Annotated in this window: 11 protein-coding genes and 1 pseudogene; 1 reads left to right on the forward strand and 11 read right to left on the reverse strand. The window is 59.3% G+C overall.

The annotated features are described in order from the left end of the window. Positions 1-177 precede the first annotated feature (177 nt). The 10 genes and pseudogenes from ACUN0E_RS00460 to ACUN0E_RS00505 form a co-directional block, all read right to left on the reverse strand. Entirely contained in the window at positions 178-717 is a 540-nt protein-coding gene (locus tag ACUN0E_RS00460; protein ID WP_408521445.1) for a Spy/CpxP family protein refolding chaperone, read from the reverse strand. Positions 718-817: 100 nt separating this feature from the next. Beyond that, on the reverse strand, positions 818-1,111 hold the full coding sequence (locus ACUN0E_RS00465) for a hypothetical protein (protein WP_445565234.1): 294 nt from the start codon (positions 1,109-1,111) through the stop codon (positions 818-820). A gap of 679 nt (positions 1,112-1,790) precedes the next feature. Then, positions 1,791-3,216 (reverse strand): annotated as a pseudogene (locus tag ACUN0E_RS00470) (IS1182 family transposase). A gap of 358 nt (positions 3,217-3,574) precedes the next feature. Then, positions 3,575-4,000 (reverse strand): DUF3830 family protein, encoded by a 426-nt coding sequence (locus tag ACUN0E_RS00475; protein WP_445565235.1) that lies wholly within the window; start codon positions 3,998-4,000, stop codon positions 3,575-3,577. Positions 4,001-4,063: 63 nt separating this feature from the next. Then, on the reverse strand, positions 4,064-4,843 hold the full coding sequence (locus tag ACUN0E_RS00480) for an ABC transporter permease (protein WP_445565236.1): 780 nt from the start codon (positions 4,841-4,843) through the stop codon (positions 4,064-4,066). Next, positions 4,840-5,715 (reverse strand): ABC transporter ATP-binding protein, encoded by an 876-nt coding sequence (locus tag ACUN0E_RS00485; RefSeq protein ID WP_445565237.1) that lies wholly within the window; start codon positions 5,713-5,715, stop codon positions 4,840-4,842. The genes ACUN0E_RS00480 and ACUN0E_RS00485 overlap by 4 nt, the downstream gene beginning before the upstream one ends. Positions 5,716-5,787: 72 nt before the next feature. Further along, entirely contained in the window at positions 5,788-7,263 is a 1,476-nt protein-coding gene (locus ACUN0E_RS00490) for a dihydroorotase (RefSeq protein WP_445565238.1), read from the reverse strand. A gap of 11 nt (positions 7,264-7,274) precedes the next feature. After that, the gene (locus ACUN0E_RS00495) at positions 7,275-8,066 is read right to left on the reverse strand and encodes an SDR family NAD(P)-dependent oxidoreductase (RefSeq protein WP_429253777.1); all 792 of its coding nucleotides are present in this window, start codon (positions 8,064-8,066) and stop codon (positions 7,275-7,277) included. A 27-nt stretch (positions 8,067-8,093) separates the two neighbouring features. After that, positions 8,094-9,146: an ABC transporter substrate-binding protein gene (locus ACUN0E_RS00500; protein WP_445565239.1), complete on the reverse strand. Its 1,053-nt coding sequence runs from the start codon at positions 9,144-9,146 to the stop codon at positions 8,094-8,096. 12 nt (positions 9,147-9,158) lie between these two features. Beyond that, the gene (locus ACUN0E_RS00505) at positions 9,159-9,977 is read right to left on the reverse strand and encodes a cysteine hydrolase family protein (RefSeq protein ID WP_445565240.1); all 819 of its coding nucleotides are present in this window, start codon (positions 9,975-9,977) and stop codon (positions 9,159-9,161) included. A gap of 384 nt (positions 9,978-10,361) precedes the next feature. On the opposite strand from ACUN0E_RS00505, the gene ACUN0E_RS00510 reads away from it, so the two are divergent. After that, the gene (locus ACUN0E_RS00510) at positions 10,362-11,273 is read left to right on the forward strand and encodes a LysR family transcriptional regulator (protein ID WP_445565241.1); all 912 of its coding nucleotides are present in this window, start codon (positions 10,362-10,364) and stop codon (positions 11,271-11,273) included. Between the two features lie 40 nt (positions 11,274-11,313). On the opposite strand, the gene ACUN0E_RS00515 is transcribed toward ACUN0E_RS00510, so the two are convergent. Next, a complete protein-coding gene (locus ACUN0E_RS00515) occupies positions 11,314-12,294 on the reverse strand; it encodes an isopenicillin N synthase family dioxygenase (RefSeq protein ID WP_445565242.1) in 981 nt (326 codons plus the stop codon). Positions 12,295-12,302: the final 8 nt, after the last annotated feature.

Below are 12,302 nucleotides of genomic sequence, written 5' to 3' on the forward strand. Positions count from 1 at the left end.
GCATGATCAACCCGTAATGCGCGACCAGCGACTACGCCGCACGCATCCAGTCCTGCTGACTGGGGCAATCTACGCTGCTTCGCGTCTTTTGCGAATAGCACGCGCTTATCTGCACGATAACTCATCCGGACGTCCGGTCTGCAACCGAACGCCTCTCCAGGTTACCGGCCGGATCCGCTAATTGGAAGCAGGCGACGGTGCGGAAGCAGCACTCGCTGCAGCGGGCTTGTGCTTATGACGGCTACCACTCTGTTTTCCATGCGGATGTTCATTCCGGAACAGCACATCCGCAGTTTTTTTCTGGTCGTCCGACAGCGTGGCGTACAAAGCACTGAATGCGGTAGACAATTTCTGCATATTCTCGGCATGCATCTGGGTGAGCGCCGCATATGATTTCATCGAGTCATCCGCATTCATCGATGGCAGTTGTTTTGCTCGAGCATGAAAAGCCTGATCGGCGCTTTTTGCGTTGTCGCGCATGGTCTGCGAATAGGCATCCCATTGCTGCGACTGCTGGTCCGTGATCTTCAATTCAGCATGCAATTCGTCGATCCGCTGCTCCACGAGGTCCTGATGCTTTTGCGCGTGAGTGACAGCCCGCGCGTCTGGCGACTTTGCGACCGCGCTGCTCGCAGGCGTCTGCGCCCATGCCGAAGCGCTCGCGAAGACAAACGTCAATAATGCAGGCACAAATACTTTACGAACGGAGTTTTTCATGTGGGGATGCTCGGTCTGAATAATCGGCTGGCGATGGCCGCCAGCACGCACATCGTACGACGGCTAACGAACCGCCGGATTGGATCTGATTACTGGGCAATCAATAACCAGGAGGGTAGTTGTTCGGATAGTAAGCGACCCCTGGTGGCGGTGGCGGTGGCGGTGAGGAATACACCACTGCTGGCGGCGGTTGCAAAGCACTTGTAATCGCTGCGCCCGCGAACGCGCCCAACAACGCTCCGACGATCAGGCCACCACCACTACCGCCACCACCACCGTGGTAACCACCGCGATAGCCACCGCCATGGGACGGCGGTCGTCCGCGGCCACCGCCTCCACGCGAGTAGTGTTGCGCCTGTGCCGGGAGTGCGGACATCGCCATCAGAATGGCCATGACAGCCACTGCAGCCCGTCGACGTGACGGGGTTTGAGACATCTGAATCATGAATCGTGCCTCCTTCCATTCAGTTTTCACATGCGTAGGACCAGCATTTAACCTGCCAACGTCCAAACTAGTGTAACCCTTTGCACGTCCATCAGTTCCGCACATCCTGTCTGGGCGGTGTGATCGGTCACAAGCTGCCGAGCGGCTGGTCCTGAAGACAATGCCACGACCATACTGGATGCTGGATGCTGGATGCTGGATCGGCGGAGTCTCGAACGGCGCGAGTGCGAGTGCCACGAAATTATTTGGAGGATACGACAGGCTACGGCCCGACCTGAAGGAATGTAACAACCCTATCCTAGGAGACTTACGATAACTGAGACCGCCATTGATCCCCCAGCGCCGCGAGTACTCTGAAAAGATTCATTTCCCTTGTGAATGGCCCATACCTAACCTGCGGGACATGCGGCGCGAGTCGTTTGCACGAGCGTCCGATTTTTATCCGAATACGGCCGTTCGAACCCACGTCGGCGACTGTCTCTTTTTGGCCCAGAGCGTGTCAAAACACTTAGCCACTGGGAATTGACGAAACCTGCCTCGGCGCGGATCGCCGCATGTCAATGGCGGCAAGCCGAACGTCAAATCACAACCACACACATCACGAAGGCTCGACAAGCCCATACGGGCGTCACGCCCGCATCGCCTTCATAACCGCTTCGGAACCGAGTAGCCTGATCACTCGCTTGATGTTGTACGCCAGCACGTGCAAGCTCATCTCCGTGCTCACCCGCTCTATTGTCCGCGTCAGGAAATGAGTGGCGCCCATCCATGCCTTGATCGTGCCGAACGGGTGCTCGACAGTCTGTCGCCGGATGCGCATCATCTCAGGCGCATGATCAAGTCGTGTCTGCATCTCATCAAGAACAGCTTCGTGTTCCCAGCGTGTCACGCGACATTGAGGACCTGGCGTGCAGTTCCCTTTTAGCGGGCATTGCTGGCAATTCGAACTCCAATACTTACTGAGTTTCAGGCCGCGCTCAACGGTCGAGAATCGCCAGATGAGCCGTTCGCCTGCCGGACAGCGATATTCGTTCGTCTGTGGGTCGTAAATGAAATCGTCCTTGCTGAAGCGGCCATGAGCCGTTGCGCTTGATGTCACCGTCTTTGGAACGAACACGCTTATTCCAGCTTCATGGCATGCGAGTATCTCTTCGCTCTTGTAGTAGCCGCGATCTGCAACTGCGGTGAGCTTGTCGACACCCATCTCTGTACGAGCAAGCTTCGCCATCGACGTCAACTGATCACGATCAATGCCGTCATTGGTAACGACGTGCGCGACGATCAGATGGTGCTTCGCGTCAACCGCCGTCTGGACGTTGTAGCCGACGACTCCCGTTCCTCGTGTCTTCATCGAACGGGCATCCGGATCCGTGCGATACCTGTCCGTCGGGTGCCGCGTTGAGTTGGACCTCGATCTCCTTGAGGCTTCGCATCTGTTCTTTCAAGGCCGCAATCTTGTCCTGCAGTCGCTCTGTCCTGACCTTCGCGATTGCTGGCTCATGCCGATCCGCTGTGTCCATCGCCGCGAGATAGCGAGCGATACTTGACTCGATGTCGCGCATGCGTCGTTCGAGCTTGGCGCCGGTGAAGTTGCGGTCGCAATGGTTCACCGCCTTGAACTTGCTGCCGTCGATTGCGACCAATGCATCGGAGAACAGGTCGAGACGCTGACAGAGCATGACAAACTGACGGCATACACTGCGAATGGCCTTGCCGTTGTCTTTACGAAACCGCGCGATGGTCTTGAAGTCAGGCGCCAGGCGACCCGTGAGCCACATGAGTTCGACGTTGCGCTGGGCCTCGCGTTCAAGGCGACGGCTGGATTGAATACGGTTCAGGTAACCGTAGTAGATCTTGAGCATCACGGATGGATGATACGAGGGTCGTCCCGTTGCTGCGGAAGCGGTTCCGTCAAAGCCGAGATCACGAAGATCAAGCTCATCGACAAAGACGTCGACTACACGCACCGGATTGTCGTCGGACACATAGTCCTCGAGATCCTCAGGCAGCAGGACAGCCTGCTTACGGTCTTCGCCTTCGACGAATCGCTTCATCTGTCCACCCGGCCTGAATACGTTACTTCAGTTTAGGCGATTGACGTACGTTTTCACACAAGCTGAGCCGAACACTGCCCGATGATGACCGACCCAGTTCGACCCGGAGCGGTCAGTCGGCATTTTCACGTGACTGTCGGCTTCAGTCTCAGTTTCGGACACTCCGAAGTGTGTGGATATCGTTGAGCCCTCCCTGTTGCAGATTGAACTCGACTTCGGCCCAGATAAAACACTGGAGCCGCAATCACGCTGCCGTCGACCACCACTCTCAGTGCCGATGGCGCCATAACGGCAGCAGTGACAATTAGTAGGTGCCGCCTTGATCGCTCGCAGTGTCGCGGCGGCAAGGTACAGCCATTTAGATCAGTTCAAATAGGACGTCTTGCGCCCCCTCCCACAGCACCTTGACCCCGAGCGCCCGAAGATTCTCGACGCCTTTAACAATGGTCAGAAAGTGATTACCTGCAAGCTGGCCCATCTTGCTACTGAAGGAACACGAACCGTAAGCCAGAATAATTTCGGTTTCGCTGTATCCACCAGGATAGAACAGAACATCTCCCACGGACGGGTGGCTTGTGTGGTTTTCGAAACCGACCGGCTTGCCGCCATTTTCGAGCTTGAAATCTCCGAGTGGCACCCAGCATCCTTCGCCGCTCCAGCGAACATGAATGAGTTTCTGCCGATACGGCAGGAGGCTAAGGAACGCGTTGACGGTTTCGGGCGCGTCTGGGTGAGTTTCCGCTTCGAACGCTTGGCCTGCCGCTGTGATGCGTAGTCGGGTCATGAAAAGAATTGCTCCAGTTTGATAATGAAGTGCGATGCTGAAATTGCACCGCACCGTGGGTCGCTAAGCGGCGTTGTGGGATTTGCGTTGTGTCCACCCGGTGAGCCTTCGCTCAACCAGCGCGGAGATCGCGTAGAGCACCACGCCAAGCACAGCAAGAATGAACAGTCCGGCAAAAACCAGTGGCACATTGAAGTTGCCACTCGCGATCATCATGACGTTGCCGATGCCTTTGTTGGACGCCACGGTCTCGGACAGCACCGCGCCAACGAAGGCCAGCGTAATTGCGATCTTCAAAGAGGCGAAAAGATAAGGCAGCGAACGCGGCAGACCGACGTTCCAGAGCACGTCCGTCTTGCTCGCGCCCAACACCTTGAATACATCTTCGAGTTCCGGCTCGGTGGTCGCGAGACCCGTTGCGACGTTGACGACCACCGGAAAGACGCTGATCACCATGGCGGTCAGAATCGCCGGGACGGTTCCTGAACCGAACCAAAGCACGAAAATCGGTACGACCGCAACTTTCGGAATGCTCGAAAAGCCGACCAGCAGCGGATAGGCAGCGTCGTAGGCCACGCGTGACGAGCCGATGATCACGCCAATCAGCACGCCCGAAATCACACCGAGCGCGAACCCTGCGAGCGTCGTCATCAACGTTTGGACGACATGTGGCCAAAGCAACGGCATCTTGGTTACCGTCACGACGATGATCTGGCTCGGGCGCGGCAGCACGAGGTCCGAGACGTGAAACACAAGGCACGCCAGTTCCCATATCAGGAAGAAGCCGACCAGCGCACTGGCCGACAGCAGGTTGCGACGAAGCCGCTCGGATCTGATTTTCATGCCTGCTCCGGTTCTTCAATGGCGGGGGCTGCGGCGACTGCCGATAACCCTGCTACTTCGCGCGGCGTGTCCGCAGCTGAGCGCGCTTCGGCAATGCGCATACGTAGCTGTTGAACCAGCGTGGCAAACTCGGGCGCATAGCTCGCTTCGAGCGTGCGCGGCCGGTCGAACGTCACGCGGCGTTCTTCGAGGATGCGGCCGGGGCGCGAACTCATCACACAGATACGGTTGGCCAGATACGCCGACTCGCGCAGGTCGTGCGTGACGAGCAGCACGGTCGGACGGCGCTTTATCCAGAGCGTCTGCATGATGTCCCACAGCTCCTCGCGCGTGAACTGGTCGAGTGCACCGAAGGGCTCGTCGAGTAGCAGCAGCTCCGGCTCGTGGATCAGCGCGCGGCAGAGCGACGCGCGTTGCAGCATGCCGCCAGAAAGTTGCCAGGGCCGCTTATGCCCGAAGTCCTTCAGGCCAACCTGGGCAAGCAGTGCTTCGGCGCGCTCCGCGAATTCGCCTTTTTTCTTGCGCCGATACTCCGAGCGAAATGGCTCGACGATTTTCAGCGGGACCATCACGTTTTCGCGGATGGTCAGCCAGGGCAGCATCGTCGGATTCTGGAAGGCAAGGCCTATACGCGTAGGTGTGACACCTGCCGCGCCCATCTCACGTCCGCCGACAATGACTGCGCCCGAGGTCGGCTGGATGAGCCCGGCAACAAGCTTCAGAATGGTCGACTTGCCACAACCGCTGGGTCCGACGAGCGCGACGAAGTCGCCTTTTTCGATCTCGAGGCGCGTGCGGTCGAGTGCGATCGTGCCGCCTTCGCCGCCATACCGCACGCTGACATCCGATAGATCAATCAGGGATGAGTTCACGATGATTCCTTTCCGGAACCGCCGCTCGCAGAACGCGAGCGAACGGAATTACAGGCCATATCGCTGTCCGCTTCACAGCCCATTCACGAAGACGCTTTCGGTATCGACCGGTTCGGCTGTCGGCCGCACGCCTTCCGGCGTTTTGAGGATCGCGCTCATGTAGTGCTCGGTGTTGCGCGGCGTGGCCTTGGGCATCGCCTGCACGTTCTTCACCGAACGACCCCAGCCCGCTGCATCCTTGACCAGCTTCCCGTCGCGCATGACAAAGCGCCCACGCACGAGCGTATGGAGCGGATATCCGCGCACGGCTCTCCCATTCCAGGGCGAAATCTTGCTGATGCTCTGCAGCTGATTCTGCGAAAGTATTCCCGCACGGTTCATGTCGACGATCGCGATATCCGCATGCGCACCCGGTGCGATCACGCCCTTCGGACCGTAGATGCCCCAGGCTTTCGCAGGATTGACCGAACTCCAGCGCACATAGTCCATCAGCGTTGCACGCTCACGATTGACTTCGGTGAGCATCAGCGCCATCTGCGTTTCGACGCCCGGGAATCCGCAATCGCATTCCCAGATATTTTCGCGCGTCTTCTCTTCCGGCGAATGCGGAGCGTGGTCGGTCGCGATCATGTCGATGGTGCCGTCAAGCAAGGCATTCCACAGCGGATCGTTGTTGCGCGCTTCCCGGATCGGCGGATTCAGACGGAGGATCCCGCCGAGCTTCTTCATATGATCGGTGTTGAGCAACACGTATTGCGGGCACGTTTCCGCCGTGACATCGACGCCGCGAAGCTTGAAATCGCGCAGCACAAACAGGGAATCCGCTGAACTGTGATGCGCAATGTGCACGCGCGCGCCGGTCCACTCGGCGAGCGTGAGCACGCGCGTGATCGCTTCGATCTCTGCCACTGCCGGACGCGCGGCCAGATGTGCCATCGCGTCGATACGGCCGGCGTCCTGCATGCGGTTCTGCCGACGGAACAGAATCGACGAATTTTCGGCGTGGACAACCGTGCGGATGCCGAGCGGCGCGAGCTTCTCGAAGCCTTCGAGCAACGCACCGTCGGTCGGTGCCGGCAGATTGCCGAAGGTATTGCCGACAAACGCCTTGAAGCTCGTCACACCGCCGTCGAGCAGTTCTTCGAGGCGCTCGACGGTGTCATCGCCGAGCAGGCCATGAATGCCGAAATCCACATACGATGCTTCCGCTGCACGCTGTTTGATGCGCAGCGCCTCCAGCGTGCCGGTTGCCGGGTTCGTGTTGGGCATCTCGAACACGGTCGTGACGCCACCACACGCTGCGGCCGCCGAACCGGTGCGCCACGTTTCCTTGTGCGGATAGCCGGGGTCGCGAAAGTGCACGTGGCTGTCGATGGCGCCGGGCAGCAGATACAGGCCGTCTGCACGTATCTCCTCACGGGCCGACGGCATGAGATCGTCGTGACCGACTGCCACGATCTTTTCGCCGTCGATGGCGACAGCTGCTTCGATAATCTGCTCGGGCGAGACGACTTTCGCGCCGCGAATAACAAGATCAATCTGACTCATTTTTCTTCTCCTTAAAGCATGGCCCAACCGCCGTCCACCGGCAGGTCGGTACCTGTGATTTGTCGTGATACGTCACTTGCGAAGAACAGACACGCGTTAGCGACGTCCTCATCGGTCGAAACGCGTTTGAGCGCGTAGTCGGCGGCGTGACGCTCCATTGCTTCCTCGACGCTAATGCCGAGCGAGCGGGCCATGTCTGCACACACCTTCTCGCGAAACCTCGGGCCGTCGACCATGCCAGGCGCCACGCAGTTGACGTTGATGTTGTACGGTCCGGCTTCGAGCGCGAAACTCTTCGTGATGCCGCGCAAGCCCCACTTGGAGGCTGAATAGGCCATCCGGCCCGAGCGTCCGCGCATGCCGAACGTGCCACCTACGTTGACCACCTTCCCGTAGCGCTGCTCGATCATCGCGGGCATCAGCGCGCGCATTGCGTTGAAAGCGCCCGTCATGTTCACGCGAACGATGTCGTCGAATTCCGCCTCGGTGGTTTCCCAGCCTTTCTTGCCAATCGGGCCCGAACCGCCCGCGACATTCACGAGCACATCGATGCGGCCGAACGCAGCAAGCGCCCTCAATGCGAGCGCATCGGTGTCGGCGCTGACGCTGAGATCACACTGGACGACGATCGCCTCGACGCCGAGTTGCCGGGCTTCGTCAGCGACCGGTTCGATGGCAGCGACGTCGCGACCGGTCAGAACCAGCTTCGCGCCTTCAGCGGCGAACGCCAGCGTGACTGCGCGTCCCATGCCTTTTGCAGGTCCGGTGATGACCACGACCTTGTCTTTCAGATTCAGATTCATATGCGTTTCTCGCAGATGGGTGAAGGCCTACATGGCCGACGGACGGTCCGGGCGGGGCGGAAGAAAGTGGTTATCAAACACATCTGCAGGTGCGGGCGTACGCGGCAGACTCGCGGCGTCAACGATGATCGAGATGTCGCGCTTCAGGCGGTTTTGGTCGACATCGCCGAGGCCGATCTTCGCGATCTCCGGCGCGCTCATGTCGTTGTGCATGGTCGCGAGCAGCTTGGCCTTCTCGACATCGCGGTTAAGCAGCGGCTCGCGCTTCATCACCGCGTCAACACCTGCGTCTGGATCGGCGATGACGTCGCGAATGCCGTGGTTGAGCGCGATGAGAAAACCGCGCACGGCCTCTGGATTGGCCTTGATGAAGTCGCGCGAAAAGAACACGGCATTCGAGTAAAGGTTCATCCCATAGTCGCCGTAGCGGATGAAGCGCAGATCGTGCGCGGCATCGACGCCCATCGCGCGGGTGCTGAACGTGATAGTCGTCATGTAGCCGAAGATCGCGTCGACCTGCCCGCGCATCAGCATCTGCTCACGCAGATTAGGCGCCATGTTGGTGATATGGACCTTCGACGCATCGACGCCGGCGAGCTTCGCGAATGCAGGGAACAGTTTCAGCGCACCATCATTGGCCGGTGCCCCGACGTTCTTGCCTTCGAGATCCTTCGGCGTGTGGATCGGGCTGCCGCTTTTGACGACCACGGCGAATGGCGGTGTGTTGTACAGCACGTCGACAGCGACGGGTGCGGCCGCCGGTTCTTTCGCCGCCAGTTCAACCAGCGCATTGAGGTCGCCGAATCCGGCCTGATAGGCGCCGGAAGCGACCTTCGGAATCGACGCGTCCGAGCCTTCGCCCTGGTCGAACGTTACGTCGAGTCCTTCAGCCTTGAAATAGCCGCGATCCTGCGCGAGGAAAAACCACGCCTGCGGTCCTTCGTATTTCCAGTTAAGCACCATTTTGATCGGGGTCGCGGCCGACGCGATGCCCGACATGGCCAGAAGCGGAGCGCCGAGTGCAACGGCGCTGGCCACAGTGAGAGTCGCACTCGCGCGACGGAAAAGACTAAACGGCATTAGAAACAGCTCCTAACGTTTGATCAAAAGTGAGTCGATCAGGTTGTCCGCCCGTGCGACAAAGCCGTGCAGTTGCTGAACGATGAAATGAATTGCACGCGTCACATAGGCCGGAGACGACGTATTGCAGGCGTCTTCGAGAAGGATGCAGTCGTACCCGATAAAGGCGGCGTCCTGCAGGGTCGAAAACACGCAGCGGTCCGTGTTAATGCCGACGAACAGCAGCGTTGTGATGCCGCGATTGCGCAGGATGGAATCAAGTTCGTTGTCCCAGAAGCCGCTGAGACGGTGCTTTTCAACCGCGATGTCGGTGGGTTCGACGTTGAGTTCGTCGATCACCTGAGCGCCCCACGCTCCGCGCACGAGAGCGGGCCCACGATCAAGCGGCGAGGCTTCGCCGTAGCCGACGCCATCGCGTGAGCGCTTGCCCTTGAAGTGAATCGTGGCGCTCAGATTGGCGAGATCGGCACGGATGCCCCAGTTGAGCCAAACCACGCTACCGCCTGCTTTTCGCCACGCCGGCAAGAGCTTGCTGATTACAGGAATCGGTTTGCGCGCAGCCTTGACGCTAATGCCCTTCTGGGCGAACCAGCCCTCGGGGTGGCAGAAATCGTTCTGCATGTCTATCACGACGACAGCGCTGCGCGCCACATCGATTTCGAGTGACTGCGGCGTCGCATCGATGAGCACGGGCCGTGGTTTCTGAATACGGCGTACCAGACTCACGCGACCGTCAGTGACAGTCCAGGCGTTGTCGCGGGAGGGGCCCGGCGTGAACGGCGCGTTTGCGTCGAGGGCCTGTGGCAAAGGGATGTGTGGTTTCTTTTTCATGCCCAATGCAATGCAGCAGGCGTGCCATACTCCGTTCATGAAAGGAGCCGATTTAGCAAACTTGCGTTGCCGTATCAGCAACAGTCACCGATCAACGAATATGGGCCGGACTTTAGCCGTAACCGGCTCCTCGCGTGACAAAGCGTGACGCGACCAGTTGCTGGCCCCGTGTGTTTCAATACGGCGCGAGCCGATGGCTGGCCGACACCTGGAGGGCCACGCGAATCCAGTTGATTAAGGTTTCGGATTGGTGCGCAATGCCCGAATACATGCGCGATTGCCCGCGAGCAGTGCAGGTCATTCGGCCAATCAAGCCGTCTTGTCGATCACTGATGTGCGCGTTTCGTTACGCGCGAATGACTTCAATAGCAGGAACAGGGACCCATGAACCATCTGCGCTTTCTGAACTACGTTGATGAAGTTGCCCGGACCGGTTCCGTGAGGCAGGCTTCCGAACGGCTTCACGTGGCGCCGTCGGCGGTACTGCGACGGATACAGGATATCGAGGACGAGTTGGGAACGCCGGTATTCGAGCGCTTGCCGCGCGGCATGCGCCTGACTGCCGCAGGCGAGTTATTCATCCAGTACGTGCGCACGCGTGCGGCCGAACTGGACCGCGTGCGCTCGGAGATTGAAGACTTGCAGGGACTGCGGCGCGGGTCGGTGCGGCTCGTCGCGAGTCAGGCGCTGGCTTCGGCGTTTCTGCCCAAAATGGTGGCGTCGTTTCGCGTGCGTCACTCGCTGGTCGGTTTCCAGATTCGCGTTGCGGATCATGTGCAGGCGCTCAGCGCGCTGCGTATGTTCGACACAGACCTCGCACTTGTCTTCAATCTTTCGGATGAGCCCGATATCGAACGCATCGCGGAGTTCGAGCAACGGCTCTGTGTGATGATGCATCGCACGCATCCTTTGGCGAAGGACGAAGGTCCCCTTCGCTTGCGCGATTGCGCGGACTATCCGCTTGTGATGCCGAACCCGGAGATCGGTGGAAGACAGTTGCTCGACCGCTTCCTTTCAAGACGGTCGCTGCGGTTTCATCCAGTAGTGGAATGCAATAGCTTCGAGTTCCTGCGTGGCTATTTGCAGTATGAACAGGCGTTGAGCTTTCAGATTCATATCGGCGCTGTGAACGACGGCGGCCCATTCGTCTCGCGCGATATTGAGGATCGCGGATTCCCGAAGGGCACGTTGGCATTGGCCGCCTTGCGCGGCCGGCAGCTACCGGTCATCGCTTATTCGTTCATCGAGCACCTGAAGCGTGGACTCGAAGAAGACGCGATCGATAAAAGCGCTTGAGCGCGGACCGGCTGTTTTCCGATCCGCGCGTTGAACTGGGCTAGGCTCGCGTGGAAGTCCGCCGATGCATCTCGGCGATATGTTCTCCAGCGTTGCAGGCGGGGAACTGGCGGTCTTGTGCATCGTGCTGGCACGACGCGATGCAGTCGATCAGCGAATCGTAGGCCGGGTCATAGAAGAATGCGATCGAATAACGGTCTTTATGCTGAGCGCTGTTCTTGACCCGATGCAGCGTCGAACGATATCGCCCGTTAGTCCAACGTGCCATGAGATCGCCAATATTGACGATAAACGCATCGTCAACGGGCGGCGCATGGATCCAGTCGCCAGCGACGTTCTGTACTTCGAGACCGCCCACACTGTCCTGCGAGAGGATTGTGATGCCACCCCAGTCGGTGTGAGCGCCCGCGCCGATCTGGTTCAATTCGGCGTGACGCGGGTTCGGCGGATACTTCAGTAGCCGCACAGTCGCCATCGGATTTCGATAAAACGGCTTGAAATACGACTCCGCCTGTTCGAGCGAAAGCGCGATGGCGCGAAGAATGCGATCGCCTGTCGCGATCATCGCGTCGTAGTACGGCAGCATTGCCTCGCCGAGGCCCGGCGATTCCGCTGGCCACTGGCTCGCCCCATAGGTGGGCAGATCGCGCGCGCTATAGGGGTTTCCGGCTTCGGGATCGCGTCCGAAGCGAAAGCTTTCCTTCAGGTCAGGCGGAGACCCGTTATCCAGTGTCTGCGCCGACTGCGGTTCATAACCGCGCTTCGCTGGCGAACGATGTTGCGCGACACGCAGTTTGGCCTCGAGGTCGAGATCGAAAAAAGTGCGGCTGAGTGCATACTGCCGCTCGATGATGTCGTTCGCGACGCCGTGCTGTCGCACATAGAAAAATCCTGTATCGAGGCACGCGCGACGGACTTGCTCCGCGAGCGCATTCCGGTCGCACGGGTCGTCCGAATCCAGCAGCGCGAGATCGACGATGGGCAACGTACTGACAGCTTTGGGCGGTGTGTAGGGAATCATATGGGGCA

The sequence above is a fragment of the Paraburkholderia sp. D1E genome (assembly GCF_052682275.1).